Genomic DNA, 19,576 nt, shown 5'->3' with positions numbered 1-19,576 from the left:
AGCCTCGGGGCGGCGCAGGGAACCGGTGGGGGGGTGGCGCGGCCCGCTTGCAATGTAAAACGATCGGTTTACATGTGGGCCTGCACAGCGAAGGACGCAGGCCATGGACCCGACCACCAGGATGATCGCCGCCGCCGAGCATCTGTTCGATCGGCACGGTTATACAGCCACCGGGATCGACCGCCTGACCGAGGCGGCGGAGATGTCGAGCCGGACGCTTTACAAGCGCGCCGGGAGCAAGGCGCAGCTCATGGCGCAGGTGCTGGAGGCGCGTGACAGGCGCTTCATGGCCGGGATCGAGGTGCGTAGCGTCGATGCGCTGTTCGCCGCGCTCGAGGCGTGGATGCAGGCCGAGGGCACGCGGGGCTGCCTGTTCCTGCGCTCGCGGGCAGAGACGGGGGGCGAGACGCCCGAGATCGCGGAGGCGGTCGCGGCGCACAAAGCGCGCTTTCACCGGCGGATCGGCGAGATCGTGGCGGCGGACCTCGGGCAGGAGGATTCCGCGCTGACCGAGCAGGTGCTGGTCCTTTTCGAAGGGGCGACGCATGCGGCGGTCTACCGCGGGGCCGAGGCCGTGACCGCGGCCCGGGCGGCGGCGGGCCTGCTGGTCGAAGGGGTGCGGGCATGAGCCCGGCGCTGCGCATCGGCTCTGTCGGCTTTGCCCTGATCGCGGTCTGCTACGGCTTCGCCCGCTTCGCCTTCGGCCTATTCCTGCCGCAGATCGACGGTGAGCTCGGCCTCGGGCCGGCGCTGAGCGGCGTGATCTCGGGCGGTGCCTTCGCCGGCTACTGCATCGCAATCCTCGCCTCGGCCGTGCTGACGGAGCGGATCGGCGCGAGGGCCGTCGCGGTCTCGGCCGCCCTCGTCGCAGCGGCCGGAATGGCAGGCATCGCTCTGGCCCCATCGCCGCTGTTTCTTGCCGTTTCGGTGGTGCTGGCCGGATCGAGCACGGGCCTCGCCTCACCGCCGATGGCGGCGGCGGTGGCCGGGTCCGTGCGACAGGACCGCCGGGATCTGACGAATACCGTCATCAATGCCGGGGTCAGCGCGGGCGTGGCGCTTTCCGGGCCGATCGCCCTGGCAATCACCGGCCAGTGGCGTCTGGCCTTCGCGGGTTTTGCCGCCATCGCGCTGGTGCTGGCGGTGGTCACCGCCGTCGCGCTTCCGGCTGCCCGGGCCGGCAGCGGTGCGGGCGGCCTGCCGGCCCTGACGGGGCCGGTGCTGCGGCTTATCTGCGCCTCTTTCCTGATGGGCGCGGCGAGCACGGCGCTCTGGTCCTTCGGCGGGCAGCTCGTGGCAGGCAAGCTTGGCTGGGGGCCGACGGGGGCCGGGCTGCTCTGGACCTGCATCGGCATCGGCGGGCTGGCCGGGGCGCTCGCCGGATCGCTGGCCGGCCGCTTCGGCCTCGACCGGGTGCACCGCGCCTTTCTGGGCCTGCTCGCGGTCAGCATCCTGGCCGTCGGCCTGGGGCCCGGGCCGGGGGTCACGCTGATCGCCGGGGCGGTCTTCGGCGCGGCCTACGTGATGCTGACGGGGATCTACCTGATCTGGGGCCTTCGCGCCCTGCCGGAGCGTCCGGCGACAGGGCTGATGGTGGGCTTCCTGACCATCGCCGTGGGGCAGACGGCCGGGGCGCCGCTGTTCGGGATGCTCCTGGCGGGTATGGGCGCAGGGCCCTCCGTCGCGGTCTTCGGCGCGCTCGCGCTTCTGGCCGGGGTGTTTCGCGAGGGGCAGGCAAGGGGCGGCGTGCCCGCCTAGGCGCGGGGCAGGGCCGCCGCCGCACCCTGCGCACCCGTGATGGAACGGGGTGGGCCGCGGCGGGGTTCAGCCAGTCATGGCCCCGACAGGAGACCCGCCCATGCTGCGCCGCCTGACCGCTCTTTGCCTTTGCCTCGCCGCCGGACCCGCCGCAGCGCAGGACGATCTCGAAGGGCTGCGCGAGCACGCGCTGACGCTGGTGAACGAAGACCGGCAGGCGCAGGGGCTGGATCCCTTGGAGGCGGGCGAGACGCTGGACGAGATCGCCCAGAACCATGCCGAGGCGATGCTGGATCAGGGCTTTTACGCCCATGTCGCCCCGGACGGCACCACGCCGCGGGACAGGTTCATCGCCGCCGGCGGATCGGAGATGCTGCTGGTGGCCGAGAACATCGCCCGCTGCGAGGGCTGCGGCGCCCCGGACGCGGCCCGGATCGAGGCCCTGCAGGAGGGCTGGATGAACAGCCCCGAGCACCGCGAGAACATCCTCGATCCCGGCCTTGCCAGCTTCGGCTTCGGCATCGTGCAGGAGGACGGCGCGCTTTACGCCGTGCAGGACTTCTCCGGGCCGGGGCAGGCGGAGGGCGCGCCGCTCGAGGGCGGGGCGACCCCGGTGCTGCTGGAGCCGGTGAATGCCGCGCGGGCCGAGCGGGATTTGCCGCCCCTTGCCGAGGACGAGGCGCTGGTGAGCTCGGCAGAGGCCCTGCTGCCCGAGGGGGCCATCGAGGCGCCGCTGGGCGATCCCTTTGCAGCCCTTCCGCAGGGGGCGCAGGGCGGCTTCACCGGCCTTGCCACGCTTTCGGCCAGCTGCGGCGGCTGCGGGGCGGAGCCGACAGAAGCCGACGTGACCGATTTCGCCGCCTCATGGCTCTCGGACGAAGGCTATGCCGCGGGTCTGCTGGACCCGGATGCCACGGCGCTGGGCGCGGTGCTGCGCAGCGACAGCGCGGGGGCCAAGCGCATGATCGCGCTGATCGGCACGCCGCGCTAGGGCGCCGCCGGGGCTGCTTTACGGGGCCTGATGCCGTGCCTATAAGGCGCGCATGATGCGTTCCTTCGCCATCATCGCCCGAATTACGGGCCCGGCGCTCTGATCAGGGCTGCCGGGACAAGGCGCATGGAAGCCTCCGCGCCGCCCCCTCCAGTGTGACACGACCCGAAGGACCAGCGCGCGATGTGCTCCGATACCGTCCGGCCCGATGACGCGGCCGATGCCCCCGATTACCGCGATACCCTGAACCTGCCGCAGACCGAGTTTCCGATGCGCGCCGGCCTGCCCAAGCGCGAGCCCGGCTGGCTGGAGCGCTGGGCGCGGATCGGCGTCTACGACCGCCTGCGCGAGAAAGCCGAGGGGCGCCGGCCCTTCACGCTGCACGATGGCCCGCCCTATGCCAACGGGCACCTGCACATCGGCCACGCGCTGAACAAGACGATCAAGGACGTGATCGTGCGCAGCCACCAGATGATGGGCCGCGACGCGCGCTACATCCCCGGCTGGGACTGCCACGGCCTGCCGATCGAGTGGAAGATCGAGGAGCAGTACCGCGCCAAGGGCCGCGACAAGGACGAGGTCCCGGTGCTGGAGTTCCGCGCCGAATGCCGCGACTTCGCCCGGCACTGGGTGGATGTGCAGCGCGAGGAATTCCAGCGCCTCGGCGTCACCGGCAATTGGGCCGATCCCTACCTGACCATGGACTTTCACGCCGAGCGCGTCATCGCCGAGGAGTTCATGAAATTCCTCATGAACGGCACGCTCTACCAGGGCTCCAAGCCGGTGATGTGGTCTCCGGTCGAAGAGACCGCGCTGGCCGAGGCCGAGGTCGAGTATCACGACAAGGAAAGCCCGACGATCTGGGTGAAGTTCAAGGTCGCTGAGCCAACGATCTTCATTCCCGAAGCGAGGCAGGGCGACGCCATGCCGCTGGTTAACGACTTCGAATTAGCTGACGATCTTGAGGATGCTTACGTAGTTATCTGGACGACCACTCCTTGGACTATCCCGTCCAACAAGGCCGTCGTATATGGTAAACACATTTCCTACGGACTTTATGAGGTCACAGACACACCCGAACAATGTTGGGCCAAAGTAGGCGAACGCTATCTCTTGGCTGATAAACTGGCGGAGGATGTTTTCTCAAAAGCGCGTCTGATCCATGGTGATTGGAAGCGTTTGCGTGGTGTCGGTGCAGCCGAACTTGAAGGTCTCTCGCTCCTCCACCCGCTTGCCGGTGCTGAAAATTCGAACTGCGAATGGGACGCGCCGCGCGATTTCCGCGCCGCCGATTTCGTCACCGATACCGAGGGCACCGGCTTCGTCCATTGCGCCCCCTCCCACGGGATGGAGGAATACGAGCTGTACCGCGACCTCGGCATGCTGAGCGAGGTCATCACCTACAACGTGATGGACGACGGCGCCTACCGCGAGGACCTGCCGTTCTTCGGCGGCAAGCGCATCCTCGCCGCCAAGGCGAAGAAGGGCGACTGGGAGGGCGACGCCAACAAGGCCGTCATCGACAAGCTGGTCGAAACCGGCGGCCTGCTGGCGCGCGGGCGGATCAAGCACTCCTACCCGCATAGCTGGCGCTCCAAGGCGCCGGTCATCTTCCGCAACACGCCGCAGTGGTTCGCCGCCATCGACCAAGCGGTGGGCGACGGGCAGGACCAGAACGGCAAGACCATCCGCGAGCGGGCGCTGACCTGCATCGACCAGGTCGGCTGGACCCCGAAATCGGGCCGCAACCGGCTGCATTCGATGATGGAGAACCGCCCCGACTGGGTGCTCTCGCGCCAGCGCGCCTGGGGCGTGCCGCTGACCTGCTTCGTCAAGCGCGGCGCCAAGCCGACCGATCCCGATTTCTTGCTGCGCAACAAGGCGGTGAACGCCCGCATCACCGAGGCCTTCGAGGCCGAGGGCGCGGATGCCTGGTACAAGGAGGGCGCGAAGGAGCGCTTCCTCGGCACCGACGCCGACCCCGAGGCCTATGAGCAGGTCTTCGACATCCTCGACGTGTGGTTCGACAGCGGCTCTACCCATGCCTTCGTGCTGCGTGACCGGGCGGACGGCTCCGAGGACGGCATCGCCGATGTCTACATGGAAGGGACCGACCAGCACCGGGGCTGGTTCCACTCCTCCCTGCTGCAGTCGGTCGGCACCACGGGGCGCGCGCCCTACCGGAACGTCATCACGCACGGCTTCACGCTCGACGAGAAGGGCATGAAGATGTCCAAGTCGATCGGCAATACCGTGGCCCCCGACGATGTGACCAAGCAGTACGGCGCCGATATCCTGCGCCTCTGGGTGGCGCAGTCCGACTATACCGGGGAACAGCGGATCGGGCCGGAGATCCTGAAAGGGACCGCCGACAGTTATCGCCGGCTGCGCAACACCCTGCGCTTCATCCTCGGCAGCGCCGTCGACGGCACGCCCGAGGTCGCGCGCGAGGAGATGCCCGAGCTCGAGCAATGGGTGCTGCACCGTCTGGCCGAGCTGGATGCCGAGGTGCGCGAAGGCTACGCCGCCTTCGATTTCCAAGGCGTGCTGCGCGCGGTCTTCGATTTCGCCACGGTGGAGCTGTCGGCCTTCTACTTCGACGTGCGCAAGGACGCGCTCTATTGCGACGGCGACACGCCGCGCCGCCGCGCCGCGCGCTGGGTGCTTGAGCTGCTGTACCAGCGGCTGACGACCTGGCTGGCGCCGATCCTCGTCTTCACGATGGAAGAGGTCTGGCTTGAGCGGAACCCGGGCGAGGGATCCTCGGTCCACCTGCAGGACTTCCCCGACACGCCGGCGGATTGGCGCAACGAGGCGCTGGCCGAGAAGTGGGGCAAGCTGCGCCGCGCCCGCCGCGTCGTGACCGGCGCGCTGGAGCTTCAGCGCCGCGAGAAGGTGATCGGCGCCAGCCTCGAGGCCGCGCCGGTGGTCCATGTCAGCAAGGAGATCGCCGCCGCGATGACCGGCGTCGATTTCGCCGATCTCTGCATCACCAGCGATGTCCGGGTGACGACCGATCCCGCCCCGGCCGAGGCCTTCCGCCTGCCGGAGGTCGCGGATGTGGCGGCGGTCTTCGAGAAGGCCGATGGCACGAAGTGCCAGCGCTGCTGGAAGGTGCTTCCCGACGTCGGCACCCATTCCCATCCCGGCACGTGCGCCCGCTGCGACGCGGCGCTCGGGGCGGCTTGAGCTGACCTGACCAGACTGGGCGGCGCCCGCAAGGCGCCGCCCGCCACGCCTGACCCTTCGGACGGTGTCCCCATGGAAATCCGCAAGGCAGTGCCGGCCGACGCGCAGGCCATAAGCAGGATGCTTGGAACGTTGGTCTCCGCGGGCAAGCGGACCTCTCGCGCGGACGAGGATTTCGTCCTCGCCACCTATATCGAGAACCCGGAGGGCATCCTCTGCGTCCTCGCGCTGGACGAGGGCGGCGGGCTGCTGGGCTTCCAGTCGGTGGTGCGGACCAGTGCGGGCAACCGCTACGGCACGCCCGAGGGCTGGGGCTTCATCGGCACCCATGTCGCGCCGGAGGCGGGCCGCAGGGGCGTCGGATCGCGCTTGTTCGAGGCGACTCGTGCGGCGGCAGAGGCGGCGCGGCTGCCGGCGATCGAGGCCTTCATCGGCGCCACCAACGTCGAGGGGCAGGCCTATTACGAGAAGATGGGCTTTCGCACCTACCGGATTGCAGATGGCGCCATCTGCAAATGCTACCGCCTGGCCTAGGACGCGCCGGCCCGGCGGGACCCCTCCGCCCGCACCCCTTGGTGCGGGCGAAGGGGGCCGAGGGCTTCAGCCGTCGATGCGCTGCGCGCTGAGCGCGATGGCCTGCTGGTAGACCGTCGCCGCGTTCCATTCGTTCAGCACGCGGAAGTTGGCCGTGCCCTCCTGATAGGGTTGCCCGGCCTGCCAGCCCATCTGCTGCAGGTAATAGGCCGTCGAGGCGAGGGCGTCGGACTGGTCCGAGAAATCGATCCGCCCGTCGCCATTGCCGTCGCGGCCATAGCGCAGGGCGTTGCCGGGCAGGAACTGGGTATGCCCCAGCTCGCCGTGGAAGGCGCCGATCTGCCCGGTGGAGAGCATGCCGCGATCGACCATCGACAGCGCGGCCAGCGCATGCGGCACGAAGAAATCGCTGCGCCGGCAATCGTAGGCCATGGTCACGATAGAGTTGATGACGTTCTCGGAGCCCATGTTGCGGCCCCAGCCGGTCTCCATCCCGTGGATCGACAGCAGGATCCCCGGCGGCACGCCGTAGGCCTGCTGCAGCGACTGGTAGAAGGCAGGGTTCTGGTTCAGCCGCTGCCGCGCCTGCGAGGCGAAGCTGTCGAGCGATCCGAGGCGGATGCGGATGAAGTCATCCAGCGCGTATTTCACGCCGGTCTGGTTGCGGTCGGCATTGATGGTGCGGGTCGCGTAGCTGGCATTGGCCAGCGCGCTGAGCCCCGCCTGACCGATGCCGGCGGCGGCGGCCTCTGGCGCGAACTCCTGCTTCCAGCGGGCGAAGCCGGCGGCGTCGTTGCCGCAGGTCGCGGCCAGCGCCGGGGCGGCAACGAGCGCCGCGGCAGCGGCGAGCGCGGGCAAGATGCCCCGCTGGAAACGGGTGGAAAGCTGTGCAAGCAAAGCGTAACTCCTGATCGACGTCTAGCCTTTGGTGCCCCGCCGGGACGGTAGCAGCCGCGGCGGGGGCCTCCAACCGGAGTTCGGCGATGCCTGCCCGTTCCCTCGTCTTCGTGATCGGTCTGGCGCTGGGGGTGGCATTGTCCGCCGGGATCGGGCTGGGGCTGGCACTGGCCCCGGAGACCGCCGCGCCGCGCGCCCCCTCGGCCCTGCCGCTGCCCGCCGCCGAGGCGCCGCTCGCCCTGCCGGAGGAGCGGACCATCGCCGTCTTCCGCGCCGCGCGCGAGGGGGTCGTGGCCATCACCACCTCGGCGCAGGTGCGCGATCCCTTCTCGCGCCGGGTGGGGGAACGTCCGCTCGGCTCCGGCTCTGGCTTCCTGTGGAACGCGGATGGCTACGTGGTGACGAACAACCACGTCATCGCCGGCGCCTCGCGCGCGGTGGTGCAGCTGGCGGACGGGCGCAGCCTGGATGCGCAGGTCGTGGGCACGGCGCCGGGCCATGACCTTGCCGTGCTGAGGATCGCGGCCGGGGACCTGCCCGCGCCGCTGCCGCTGGCCGAGGCCGGCGGGCTGGAGGTCGGGCAATCGGTGCTGGCGATCGGCAATCCCTTCGGCCTCGACTGGACGCTGACATCCGGCATCGTCAGCGCGCTGGATCGCGATCTTCAGGAAGAGGGCGGGCGCACCATCCGCGGCGTGATCCAGACCGATGCGGCGATCAACCCGGGCAATTCCGGCGGGCCGCTTCTCGATGCCTCGGGGCGGCTGGTGGGGGTGACGACGGCGATCTACTCGCCCTCGGGCGCCAATGCCGGCATCGGCTTTGCCGTGCCGGTCGGCGCCGTGCTGCGGGTCGTGCCGCAGCTGATCGAGACCGGGCGCTACAGCCCGCCCTCGCTGGGGCTGGGCTTCGACAGCCAGATAAACGCGGCGGTGAACCGGCAGGGACTGGAGGGTGCGCTGGTGCTGGAGGTGATGCCGGACAGCGATGCGGCGCGGGCGGGCATCACGCACGCACAGCTCTCGCGCGACGGGCGCATCATTCCGGGCGACGTGATCAAGACGCTGGACGGGCTGCCGGTGGACACGCTCGACGCGCTGCTGGCGGCCCTGGACCGCCGCCGGGTCGGGGACGAGGTGACGCTGGGGCTGGAGAAGGACGGTGCGCGGCGCGAGGTGGTGCTGCAGCTGCAATAGCCGCTGGGGGGGGGAGCCGGCCCTCGGGGGCATCGAGCCCCCTCGGCCCGGCGCTGCCCCCCGCCGGGGGGCAGCCGCAAACCTCGCCCGTTGCGCTGGCCGGGGCAGGGGGCTAGAGCGCGCTCATGCGATTTTCCTTCACGCTTGACGCCACCGATGGCGCGGCCCGCACGGGGCGGATCGACACGCCCCGCGGGGCCATCCGCACGCCCGCCTTCATGCCCGTCGGCACCGCCGCCACGGTCAAGGCGATGCTGCCCGAACAGGTCGCCGAGACCGGCGCCGACATCCTGCTGGGCAATACCTACCACCTGATGCTGCGCCCCGGGGCCGAGCGTGTCGCGCGACTGGGCGGGCTGCACCGCTTCATGAACTGGGATCGGCCGATCCTGACCGACTCCGGCGGCTTCCAGGTGATGAGCCTTGCCGATCTGCGCAAGCTGACGGAAGAGGGCGTGACTTTCCGCAGCCATGTCGACGGCTCCAAGCACGTGCTGACCCCGGAACGGTCGATGGAGATCCAGCGGCTGCTGGGGTCCGACATCGTGATGTGCTTTGACGAATGCCCGGCGCTGCCCGCGACGGAAGAGCGGGTGGCCGAGGCGATGCGCCTGTCGATGCGCTGGGCCGAGCGCTCGCGCGAGGCCTTCGGCGACCGGCCCGGCCATGCCCTTTTCGGGATCCAGCAGGGCGGCGTGACGCGCGCGCTGCGCGAGGAAAGTGCCGAGGCGCTGAAATCCATCGGCTTCGAGGGCTATGCCATCGGCGGCCTCGCCGTGGGCGAGGGGCAGGAGGCGATGTTCGGCGTTCTGGACTACGCCCCCGCCATGCTGCCCGAGGATCGCCCGCGCTACCTGATGGGCGTGGGCAAGCCCGACGACATTCTGGGCGCGGTCAAGCGCGGCGTGGACATGATGGACTGCGTGCTGCCCACCCGCTCGGGGCGGACGGGGCAGGCCTGGACCCGGCGCGGGCAGGTCAACCTTCGGAACGCGCGCCATGCCGAGGACCCGCGTCCCCTCGACGAGGGTTGCACCTGCCCGGCCTGCCGCGGCTATTCGCGCGCCTATCTGCACCACGTCGTGCGCGCCGGCGAGATGATCGCCGGCATGCTGCTGACGGCGCATAATCTGCAGTACTACCAGGACCTCATGGCCGGGATGCGCGGCGCCATCGCCGAGGGGCGCTTTGCCGCCTTCGAAGCGGACTTCCACGCGCTGCGCGCCGAAGGGGACATCGAGCGGCTATGACCATGCGCTGGGCGGATCTCCTCAGCCCGCGGCGGCTGGGCGATGCCGGCTACGAGGCGCGGCCGATGCGGTCGATCTTCGTGCAGGATCACGACCGCATCGTCTTTTCCGCGCCCTTCCGAAGGCTGGCGAACAAGACGCAGGTGCATCCGCTTTACGATCATGACCACATCCACCACCGGCTGATCCACTCGGTCGAGGTCGGCAGCGTCGGCCGGTCGCTGGCGATGCGGATCGGCCAGTGGCTGATCGACGAAGGCGCAATCGCGCCGGGCGAGGAGCATGCGCTGGCCGGCATCGTGCAGGCCGCCTGCATGGCGCATGACATCGGCAATCCGCCCTTCGGCCACTCCGGCGAGGCGGCGATCGGCGGCTGGTTCGCCGAGCGCTTTGCTTCGGGCAGGGGGCTGGCGGCGGATCTGGACCCCGCGATGCGCGCGCAGTTCGAGGCCTTCGAAGGCAATGCTCAGGGCTTCCGCATCCTCTCGCGGCTGGAGATGTACCGCGATTCCGGCGGCATGCGTCTGAGCCACGCGACCCTCGGCGCCTTCATGAAGTACCCCGTCACCGCAGCGGCGCGGGCGGCGCTGCCGGAGGATGTGCGCAAGGGCTATGCCGGGCTGAAGAAGTTCGGCGTCTTCGCCGCCGAGGCCGACCTCTGGGCCGAGGTGGCGCAGGGTTGCGGCCTGCCGGCCGAGGCGGGCTGGTGGCGGCGCCATCCGCTGGTCTTCATCGTCGAGGCGGCGGACGACATCTGCTACAACATCGTCGATCTCGAAGACGCCTTCACCGCGGGCGATCTGCCCTACGACGCGGTCTACCAGCCGCTCTACGAGCTGGCGGGGCGACCCAACCGCGACACCGCCGGGCAGAGCCCGGGCGAAGTCATCGCCATGCTGCGCGCCATGGCGATCGGATCGGCGGTCGCGGGCTGCGTCGAGGCCTTCTGCGCCAATCACGCCGCGATCATGGCGGGGACCTTCTCGCGCTCGCTCATCGAAGCCTCGGACCGGGCAGGGGAGTTCGCCCGGATCGAGGCGCTGGCGCAGGAGCGGATCTTCACCACGCCGCGCAAGACCCGGCTCGAGGTGTCGGGCCGGCGGGTGATTCACCAGGTGCTGGAAGGCGTGATGCCGGTCCTCGAGGCGCTGGGCCGGGCGGGCTGGGACAAGGGCGCCTTGCCCGATCATCATGCCCAGGTCGTGCGCGCCCTGTCGCTGGACCTGCGCGGCGTCGCGGGGCCGGAGACGGCGCTGCATGCGCTGGCGGACTTCGTCTCGGGCATGACGGACCGCTATGCCATCTCGACCGCGCGGATGCTCTCGGGGCAGTAGCGGCGAGCGGTCGGCGGCCATCTTGACCCGTCGCGAAAAGCCGAGACTGCCAGGACCGCTGGCTGCCCGAGGGCCCGTGCCGCCGCGTCGCGGGGCGGCGGGGCTTGCTGCGCTGCAGCGCGAGCCCATCTGAGGCGCTGTGCCCAATCAGGAGCCCACAGATGTCCAAGACCCTTTTCGATAGCACCACCCTGGGCGACATTGCCCTGGCCAACCGCGTGGTCATGGCCCCGCTTACCCGCAACCGCGCCGACAATGCCACCGACGAGGTCGGCGAGATGCATGTCGACTACTACCGCCAGCGCGCCGGCGCCGGGCTGATCATCACCGAGGCGACGCAGATCAGCCCCGAGGGCAAGGGCTACCTCTCTGCCCCCGGTATCTACACCGAGGGCCAGGTCGCGGCCTGGAAGAAGGTCACCGACGCGGTGCACGAGGCGGGCGGCAAGATCGTCCTGCAGCTCTGGCACGTCGGGCGGATCAGCCATACCAGCCTGCAGCCGGACGGGCAGCAGCCTGTCGCCCCCTCGGCGATCCGCGCCGATGCCAAGACCTTCGTCGAGAGCGGCTTTGTCGAAACCTCCGAGCCGCGCGCGCTGGAGGAAAACGAGATGCCGCGTCTCGTCGCGGATTTCGCCCATGCCACGCGCTGCGCCAAGCAGGCGGGCTTTGACGGCGTCGAGGTGCACGCCGCGAACAACTACCTGCTGGAGCAGTTCCTGCGCGACGGCTCCAACCGCCGCACCGACGCCTATGGCGGCAGCATCGAGAACCGCGCCCGCATCCTGTTCGAGGTGCTGGACGCCGTCACCGCCGAGATCGGCGCCAGCCGCACCGGTATCCGCCTGTCGCCCTTCACCCCGGCGAACGACGGCATCGACAGCGATCCGATGGCCCATTACGGCTATGTCGTCGAAGAGCTGAACCGCTACGGTCTGGCCTATCTGCACATGGTCGAAGGCGCGACCGGCGGCCCGCGCGAGCTGCCCGACGGCCAGAGCATCGAGGCGCTGCGCGCGCTGTGGAAGGGCCCCTACATGGCCAACAACGGCTACGACAAGGCGATGGCCGACGAGGCCGTCTCCAGCGGCTTTGCCGATGTCGTGGCCTTCGGTCGGCCCTATATCGCCAACCCCGACCTCGTGGAGCGGCTGCGCCGCGATGCGCCGCTGAACCAGCCGAACCCCGAGACGATGTACGGCGGCGGGCGCGAGGGCCTGACCGACTACCCGACGCTCGAGGCCGCCGAATAGGCGCTGATCCCGTTCGAGGCAGGAAAAGGGCGGCCCCTCGGGACCGCCCTTCGCGTCTCGGGGCGCCGCAAGCAGCGGCAGGCCCGCAGGACGCGGGACCCAGCCTACTGCGACTGAGGCGGCATTGCGCCGCGCCTGCGGCAGCATCGCGGCGGCAGGTCACAGCCACCGCAGGGCTCCGTGACAGTTGCGGGCACCCGCGCCGAGGCACCGGCCCGCGGTGGCAATGCGCCGCTTGAAACACCGGCCCGCACCCCCCAGATTGTGGGTCCAGACAGGAGACGGCCACAAGGTCGCTGATGCCTCGGGGCCAGGCCGTCTTGCCAAGAACAAGGACATCCGAAATGGAAGACCAAATGAGCCCCTCCTATCCGGTGCTGCCGCTGCGGGACATCGTGGTGTTCCCGCACATGGTCGTCCCGCTTTTCGTCGGCCGCGAGAAATCCGTCCGCGCGCTCGAGGAGGTGATGGCCGACGACAAGCAGATCCTGCTGTCGTCCCAGGTCGATCCCGGCGTCGACGATCCCGATGCCGAGGGTATCTACAAGACCGGCGTTCTCGCCAATGTGCTGCAGCTTCTGAAGCTGCCCGACGGCACCGTGAAGGTCCTTGTCGAGGGCAAGAGCCGCGTGCGCATCGCCGGCTTCGAGGAGAACGAGAACTTCTTCCAGGCCCGCGTCGAGGCGCTCGAGGAATCGCTGGGCGACGAGGAGATCGTGCGTGCGCTTGCCGGCTCCGTCGCGCAGGAGTTCGAGCGCTATGCCAAGATCCGCAAGAACATCCCCGAAGAGGCGCTCTCGGCGATCACCGAGGCGACCGAGCCTGCCAAGCTGTCCGACCTCGTGGCCGGGCACCTTGGCGTCGATGTCGGCCAGAAGCAGGACCTGCTCGAGACGCTGACCGTCGCGGAGCGGCTGGAGAAGGTCTACGGGTTGATGCAGGGCGAGATGTCGGTCCTGCAGGTCGAGAAGAAGATCAAGACCCGCGTCAAGTCGCAGATGGAGAAGACCCAGCGCGAGTACTACCTGAATGAGCAGATGAAGGCCATTCAGAAGGAGCTGGGCGACGGCGAGGACGGCCAGAACGAGGTCGCCGAGCTGGAGAAGCGCATCTCCGAGACGAAGCTCTCGACCGAGGCCCGCGAGAAGGCCGAGGCCGAGATCAAGAAGCTCAAGAACATGTCGCCGATGTCCGCCGAGGCGACCGTCGTGCGCAACTACCTCGACTGGATGCTGGCCATTCCGTGGGGCGTGAAGTCGCGCACCAAGAAGAACCTTGGCGCCGCCGAGAAGATCCTCGACGACGACCACTACGGCCTCGACAAGGTCAAGGAACGGATCGTCGAGTATCTTGCCGTGCAGCAGCGCTCCAAGCAGCTGAAGGGGCCGATCATGTGCCTCGTCGGCCCTCCGGGCGTCGGCAAGACCTCCCTCGGGAAGTCCGTCGCGAAGGCGACGGGGCGTGAGTTCATCCGCATCAGCCTTGGCGGCGTGCGCGACGAGAGCGAGATCCGCGGCCACCGCCGGACCTACATCGGCTCCATGCCCGGCAAGATCATCCAGGCGCTGAAGAAGGCGAAGACCACGAACCCGCTCATCCTGCTCGATGAAATCGACAAGATGGGGCAGGACTTCCGCGGCGATCCGGCCTCGGCCATGCTCGAGGTGCTCGACCCCGAGCAGAACGGCACCTTCGTCGATCACTACCTCGAGGTCGAATACGACCTGTCCAACGTGATGTTCCTGACCACGGCGAACTCCTACAACATGCCCGGCCCGCTTCTGGACCGGATGGAGATCATTTCGCTCGCCGGTTACACCGAGGACGAGAAGCGCGAGATCGCCCGGCAGCACCTTCTGCCCAAGGTGATGAAGAACCACGGTCTCAAGCCCAAGGAGTTCGAGATCGACGATGCCGCGCTGACCGAGATGATCCGGACCTATACCCGCGAGGCGGGCGTGCGGAACCTCGAGCGCGAGCTGGCGAAGATCGCGCGCAAGGCGGTGACGAAGCTGATCAAGAAGGAGACCGAGAAGGTCACGGTCACGGCCGATAACCTCGAGGATCTGCTTGGCGTGAAGCGGCATCGCTACGGGTTGGCCGAGAAGGAGGACCAGATCGGGGTGGTCACCGGCCTCGCCTGGACGCAGGTCGGCGGCGATCTTCTGCAGATCGAGGCGCTGCGCCTGCCGGGCAAGGGCCGGATGAAGACCACCGGGACACTCGGCGATGTGATGAAGGAATCCATCGACGCCGCCAGCAGCTACGTCCGCTCGGTCAGCCCCAGCCTTGGGGTGAAGCCGACGAAGTTCGACACGACGGACATCCACGTCCACGTGCCGGACGGGGCGACGCCCAAGGACGGCCCCTCGGCCGGTCTGGCCATGGTGACCTCCATGGTCTCGGTGCTGACGCAGATCCCGGTCCGCAAGGACATCGCCATGACCGGCGAGGTCAGCCTGCGCGGCAATGCCATGCCGATCGGCGGGCTGAAGGAGAAGCTGCTCGCCGCGCTGCGGGGCGGGATCAAGACGGTCCTGATCCCCGAAGAGAACGTCAAGGATCTGACCGAGATCCCGGACAACGTGAAGGAGGGGCTGGAGATCATCCCCGTCACCCACGTCTCCGAGGTGCTCAAGCGCGCGCTGATCCGCCAGCCCGAGGCGATCGAGTGGGACGAGGAGGCAGAAGAGGCCGCCGCCGCCGCCCGCGCGCTGGAGGTTCGCAACGCGGTGACCGGGGCGATCACGCACTGATCGCCGCAGTACAGGCCCTAACCGTTAGAGGGGGCGCGCCCGTGAGGGCGCGCCCCCTTTTCCGTTATGGGATCCTGCCGCTCGCTTGCCCCGCACCGGCAACCCGGGCCTTAGCGAAATCGCAATCCGCCGCCGCCACACTGACGCTCCGCATCACCGCCGGAGGGTCGCATGCCTGCCTTTTACACGCCGATCTACGACCTGATCGAGCTGTCCTCGATCTCCGCGAACACGCTCTACACGGCGGCGTCCGGCGGCGCGGGTGACATTCTGGGCGTGGTGGATACGGCGACCTATAGCGACACGGACCTGACCAACACCCTCGGCTACATCGGAGAGCTGAACGAGACGGCGAATACCCACAGCGGCAGTCTCGAGATCGACGGGATCACCTATTCGATCCGTCTTCCCGTCCCGGACAATTCGGGCGACGTGGTCACCGTGACATACGACGGAGGCGCCTCGCAGCGCGACCTGTCGGGCAACGGCGGCAGCAGCGAGATCGTGTTCATAGAGGCGACCCCGCTCTTCGGTGGGCCGGTGCGCTACTTCGCGGTCGTCGACGATTCGGTCGGCGATCTCGAGGGCATCACCTCGATCCAGACGCTGGACATCGACTTCACGCCCGCTGGTAACGATGTCGAGATCACGGCAAGCGGCAACCAGAACATCGCCCCCGTCTGCCATGCCGCCGGGACGCGGCTGATGACGCCGCAGGGCGAGGTGGCGATCGAGGATCTTTCCGTTGGCGATCTGGTCACGACGGTCGATGCCGGCCCGCAGCCGATCCGCTTGATCCTGCGGCGCGAGATGACCTTCGCGGAGGCGGAGGATGCGCATCGGCCCATCGTGATCCGTGCCGGCGCCATGGGGCAGGGGCTGCCGCGCCGCGACCTTGCCATCTCGCCGCAGCATTGCATCGCCTGGCCCGGTGCATCGGGCGCTGCGGGCGAGGGGGCGCTGGTTCGGGCCAAGGGGCTGACGGCGCTGCGCGGCGTGCGCATCATGCGCGGCCTGCGGCAGGTGACCTATGTCACCCTTCTTCTCGACCAGCACCAGCTGCTGCTGGCCGAGGGCGTGCCGAGCGAAAGCTTCTATCCGGGGCCGACGGCGCTGCGCCTCCTGACGGGGCCGCAGCGCCGCGCGCTCGAGGCGCTGCATCCCGGCCTTGCTGCCGATCCGGTGGGCACTTACGGCGCCCCCGTCCGCACCCGCCTGACCCGGCGGGAAACGGAGCGGTGGGCCCGGACCCTGAACTCGGCAGCGACCGCGGATGCGGCGCCCGCGGGCGCTTAGTCCAGCTCGGCGAGGAAGGCCTGCACCAGCGCGGCGGAATTGCCGGCGGCGAGGTCCATGAAGGTCGCCATCTCGTTCGGCTCGGCGCTGCCGCCGGCGAGGTCGCTGAGCGAGCGGAAGGCGATGAACGGCACCGCGTTCACCTGCGCCACCTGGGCAACGGCCGCGCTTTCCATGTCCAGCACCGAGGCGCCCCACTGATCGGCGGCATGCTGGCGGAAGTCCGCGTTGTCGACGAAGACCGGGCCGGAGACGCCGCTGCCGCCGATGGTGATCTGGGGCGCGTCGGGCAGGCAGGTCTCTTCCGCGTCGCAGTCCTCGAGCGTCAGCCCCTCGGCCGCGCGGGCCGCCGCCTCGAGCAGGGTCGGATCCGTTTCGAACCAGAACTGCTTTCCGCCATCCTCGATCTGCTCGAGGCTGACGTCGCGGGTGTAGATCATGCCGAAGTTGTCGAAGTCCGAGGTCATCCAGCCGGGCATCTCGAAGACCCCGTCAGATGTTTCGCGCGCGAAGACCGCGTCGAGGTACTGGCCCCAGCGTTCGGCCACGATGACATCGCCGATCGACAGCTCGGGATCGACACCGCCGGCGATGCCGGAGAAGACCAGCGCCTCGATGTCGAAATGGTCGAGCACCATCTGGGTCGTCATCGCCGCGTTCACCATCGAGACGCCCGAGAGCATCACCACGACCTCCTGGCCGGAGAGGCTGCCGGTGACGAAGGTCATGCCATGCAGCATGTGATCCTGCGGATCCTCCAGCGCGCCGCGCAGCACCTGCCACTCGGGCGCGAAGGCGGACATGACCGCGATCCGCGGCTCGGGATCGAGAAGTTCGGCGGCCTGCAGCGGCAGGGCAAGCGTGGCGAGGGGCAGGGCGGCTAGGGCGTAACGCATCGGTCTCTCCGGATGTCGAGGAAGTGGCATGGCGTCCCCTTTCCCCTCTGGCGTCAATGCTTTCGCAACAAGAGAATAGGGGGCTTTCTGCCCTCCGCCGTCAAAGCGGGCAGGCCGCCTTTAAATTGGACGCTTCGTCAACGCGTGAAGGGCTTGCGCCGGGCCGCGCCGCCCGCTAAACGGCGCTCCGATGGGTGATTAGCTCAGTGGTAGAGCGCTTCGTTCACATCGAAGATGTCGGGGGTTCAAATCCCTCATCACCCACCACTTTTACCGCAATATATCAGCCATTTAAGTAGCTGAATACAAAGTGTCCCTCGGTTCATTGAACCTGAGTTCGGTCAGTGAACCCTCTTCAGCTTCACGAAGTCCAGCACCTCGGCGGCATCCGCCAGGTGGTCTGGGGCGAACCTCGCGTAGACCCGTTCGGTCGTCGCGGTGTTGGTGTGCCCGAGGAACTGCGCGATCCGACGCATGTCGATACCGGCGGCGGCCATATGCACCGCGGCAGTATGGCGGAGCGTGTGGATCGTGACATCCTTGAGCTGGGCTCGCTCGACTGCGCCATCGAAGCCTTTTCGGATGCTCTTCACCTGGCCGCCCGCATACTCGACCACGAAGTCGGATAGCGCGGCATCGTGAGCAGCCGTCAGAGCGGTGCGAAGACCAGAGTTCATTGGAACCACGGCGCGGCCCTTCCGTGTCCGACTGTCAGGTAGGCGCAGATCAATTTGGCCGCGGTTGAGGTCGACTCGATCCCACGTCAGGTCGAGGATGGCGCCAACCCGAGCGGCGGTAGACAGCAAGAGGTGAATCGCAAGTCTGATGTGCGGCGCGCCGGCCCCGGCCAGAAGTCGGTCGATCTCTTCATGCGTCAGCCATCGATCCTTCGGAGCGGGTTTGTTCGGCCGCCACACGTCGCCGGCCGAGGCTTGGCGCAGCGAGGCGCGTCCAAAATTAAGAGCCATCGCAAGGTGGCCTAGCTCGGTCTGGATCGTGCCTTGCGAACGTCCTGCGGCCTCGCGTTTCACCGCATAGGCGCGGCAAAGGTCACGCGTCACCTGGTCTGGACGGAAGCTGCCGAAGTGCGCGAGGACCGCCTTCCCAGTATAGCCGAGTGTCTTCGCCGCCGGCTTGTCGCCCAAGTCGTCGCAGTAGGCTGTCCAAATTTCGGATACAGTCAGGCCTCCTGGCCGGGAGGCCTCGCGGCGATAGACGTCTAGCGCCTCCGGCTCGGCCTCCGCTCGGGTGCGTGCCTCAAGCTGATGACGTCGTCGTCTTCCGCCCTCGCGCCAGTAGACGCAAAAGCCTCCCCGGAACCGCCCAATACTAATGTCTGGCATTCAACCTCCTCGACCGTTGTGGCGGGAATCCGGTACAGCTTCCCGATCCGGAAATGACTAAGATCGCCCCGCTGACACATGTTGCGGATCGACGTTGCGCTGACGTCCCAGCGAGCGGCAAGGGTTTCTGGTGTGTAGGGGCGTGCGGCTGGCATGCTCTATTGCTCCTCCTGGTGCTGATCCGGCGGTCCTTGTACACTTGCAGAGGCCGCCGCCGCCTTCGCGCATCCATGCCGCCCACACCATTGGTGCACGACACATCCGCAGGCGATCCTGTCTCCGGTGCTGACGCCGCCGCTCATGCCGTCACCTCGGCTGCTTCGGTGACGGTGCCGGCCCATTGCTCGGCGCAGGCCTCGGCCACGCCCTCGAAGGTGCGGCTGCGGATCTTCCAGCGGTCTGGGCCCGGCGGCGCGCGGTGGATCGCGCTCCAGACCTTGTGCTCGGACGTGCCGGCCTTCGGTGGCGTCAGCCGCTGCGTGGCTGCCAGTTGCGGCAGGCCGCGCAGGTAGAAGCCCGTCGCCTTGAAGGCAGGCTCGCCGAACCACCAGGGCTGGACGATCTGCGGTTTCGGCAGGTCAGCGGGCAAGCGGGCGCGGCCGTGCGGGTTCATCACCGGGTTCTCGATCGCGACGCGCGGGATGGGGGCTTGCCAGCAGGCGGTGAAGAGCGCGGCACCCTCGTCCAGCAGTCGCCACATGATCGCGCGGCGCGCCTCTGACGAGAGGGTCGGCCAGTCCGCGCGCTCCTCGGCACTCGCATCAGCGGGCGGGTTCTTCGGCGGCTCGTGCAGCCAGCGGACGCCGCTGTTGCAGAGCCGGGTGCAGGGCGGGTGCATCACGGCCAGCATGCCCCAGCCGAGGTGCAGGTAATCGCGGATGTC

The 19,576-nt window shown here is 68.6% G+C and carries 16 protein-coding genes and 1 tRNA gene; 12 read left to right on the top strand and 5 right to left on the bottom strand.

Features of this window, described 5'->3' with window-relative positions:
- Positions 1-103: 103 nt before the first annotated feature.
- From DFP88_RS12005 to DFP88_RS11985, 5 genes are all read left to right on the top strand, one after another.
- The gene (locus tag DFP88_RS12005; RefSeq protein ID WP_110814883.1) at positions 104-628 is read left to right on the top strand and encodes a TetR/AcrR family transcriptional regulator; all 525 of its coding nucleotides are present in this window, start codon (positions 104-106) and stop codon (positions 626-628) included.
- Entirely contained in the window at positions 625-1,758 is a 1,134-nt protein-coding gene (locus DFP88_RS12000; protein WP_110814881.1) for an MFS transporter, read from the top strand. The genes DFP88_RS12005 and DFP88_RS12000 overlap by 4 nt, the downstream gene beginning before the upstream one ends.
- A 100-nt stretch (positions 1,759-1,858) precedes the next feature.
- A complete protein-coding gene (locus DFP88_RS11995; protein ID WP_181418632.1) occupies positions 1,859-2,749 on the top strand; it encodes a CAP domain-containing protein in 891 nt (296 codons plus the stop codon).
- Between the two features lie 183 nt (positions 2,750-2,932).
- Positions 2,933-5,938: an isoleucine--tRNA ligase gene (gene ileS, locus DFP88_RS11990; protein WP_110814877.1), complete on the top strand. Its 3,006-nt coding sequence runs from the start codon at positions 2,933-2,935 to the stop codon at positions 5,936-5,938.
- A 120-nt stretch (positions 5,939-6,058) separates the two neighbouring features.
- The gene (locus tag DFP88_RS11985) at positions 6,059-6,472 is read left to right on the top strand and encodes a GNAT family N-acetyltransferase (protein WP_245904805.1); all 414 of its coding nucleotides are present in this window, start codon (positions 6,059-6,061) and stop codon (positions 6,470-6,472) included.
- A gap of 66 nt (positions 6,473-6,538) precedes the next feature.
- On the opposite strand, the gene DFP88_RS11980 is transcribed toward DFP88_RS11985, so the two are convergent.
- Positions 6,539-7,369: a lytic murein transglycosylase gene (locus DFP88_RS11980; protein WP_425450836.1), complete on the bottom strand. Its 831-nt coding sequence runs from the start codon at positions 7,367-7,369 to the stop codon at positions 6,539-6,541.
- 86 nt (positions 7,370-7,455) lie between these two features.
- Between DFP88_RS11980 and DFP88_RS11975 the strand changes: the two genes are divergently transcribed.
- The 6 genes from DFP88_RS11975 (at position 7,456) to DFP88_RS11950 (ending at position 16,454) form a co-directional block, all read left to right on the top strand.
- Positions 7,456-8,565: a S1C family serine protease gene (locus DFP88_RS11975; RefSeq protein ID WP_110814874.1), complete on the top strand. Its 1,110-nt coding sequence runs from the start codon at positions 7,456-7,458 to the stop codon at positions 8,563-8,565.
- A gap of 125 nt (positions 8,566-8,690) precedes the next feature.
- The gene (gene tgt / locus DFP88_RS11970) at positions 8,691-9,815 is read left to right on the top strand and encodes a tRNA guanosine(34) transglycosylase Tgt (protein WP_110814872.1); all 1,125 of its coding nucleotides are present in this window, start codon (positions 8,691-8,693) and stop codon (positions 9,813-9,815) included.
- Positions 9,812-11,149 (top strand): dGTP triphosphohydrolase, encoded by a 1,338-nt coding sequence (gene dgt / locus DFP88_RS11965; protein WP_342767721.1) that lies wholly within the window; start codon positions 9,812-9,814, stop codon positions 11,147-11,149. The genes tgt and dgt overlap by 4 nt, the downstream gene beginning before the upstream one ends.
- 161 nt (positions 11,150-11,310) lie before the next feature.
- Positions 11,311-12,402 (top strand): alkene reductase, encoded by a 1,092-nt coding sequence (locus DFP88_RS11960; protein ID WP_110814870.1) that lies wholly within the window; start codon positions 11,311-11,313, stop codon positions 12,400-12,402.
- A 344-nt stretch (positions 12,403-12,746) separates the two neighbouring features.
- Positions 12,747-15,158 (top strand): endopeptidase La, encoded by a 2,412-nt coding sequence (gene lon / locus DFP88_RS11955; RefSeq protein ID WP_110814868.1) that lies wholly within the window; start codon positions 12,747-12,749, stop codon positions 15,156-15,158.
- A 171-nt stretch (positions 15,159-15,329) separates the two neighbouring features.
- Positions 15,330-16,454 carry a Hint domain-containing protein gene (locus tag DFP88_RS11950; RefSeq protein ID WP_110814867.1) on the top strand — a complete coding sequence of 375 codons (1,125 nt, stop codon included), beginning with the start codon at positions 15,330-15,332 and terminating at the stop codon, positions 16,452-16,454.
- Here DFP88_RS11950 and DFP88_RS11945 read toward each other — a convergent pair.
- Complete coding sequence (locus tag DFP88_RS11945; protein ID WP_110814865.1) at positions 16,451-17,350, bottom strand: 5'-methylthioadenosine/S-adenosylhomocysteine nucleosidase; 900 nt, start codon at positions 17,348-17,350, stop codon at positions 16,451-16,453. The two genes, DFP88_RS11950 and DFP88_RS11945, sit on opposite strands and share 4 nt — an antisense overlap.
- Positions 17,351-17,542: 192 nt before the next feature.
- Here DFP88_RS11945 and DFP88_RS11940 point away from each other — a divergent pair.
- Positions 17,543-17,617, top strand: a tRNA-Val gene (locus DFP88_RS11940).
- Between the two features lie 74 nt (positions 17,618-17,691).
- Here DFP88_RS11940 and DFP88_RS11935 read toward each other — a convergent pair.
- The 3 genes from DFP88_RS11935 to DFP88_RS11925 all read right to left on the bottom strand — a co-directional run.
- Positions 17,692-18,495 (bottom strand): tyrosine-type recombinase/integrase, encoded by an 804-nt coding sequence (locus DFP88_RS11935; RefSeq protein WP_245904804.1) that lies wholly within the window; start codon positions 18,493-18,495, stop codon positions 17,692-17,694.
- Between the two features lie 74 nt (positions 18,496-18,569).
- Entirely contained in the window at positions 18,570-18,848 is a 279-nt protein-coding gene (locus DFP88_RS17535) for a helix-turn-helix domain-containing protein (RefSeq protein ID WP_146227487.1), read from the bottom strand.
- A gap of 143 nt (positions 18,849-18,991) precedes the next feature.
- A partial coding sequence (locus DFP88_RS11925) for a hypothetical protein (protein WP_110814861.1) occupies positions 18,992-19,576 on the bottom strand: 585 nt, incomplete at its 5' end.

The sequence above is a fragment of the Pseudoroseicyclus aestuarii genome (assembly GCF_003217255.1).
Taxonomy (GTDB): domain Bacteria; phylum Pseudomonadota; class Alphaproteobacteria; order Rhodobacterales; family Rhodobacteraceae; genus Pseudoroseicyclus; species Pseudoroseicyclus aestuarii.
Note: the sequence above shows the minus strand (reverse complement) of the source record. Positions and strands in the feature narration are given on the sequence as shown.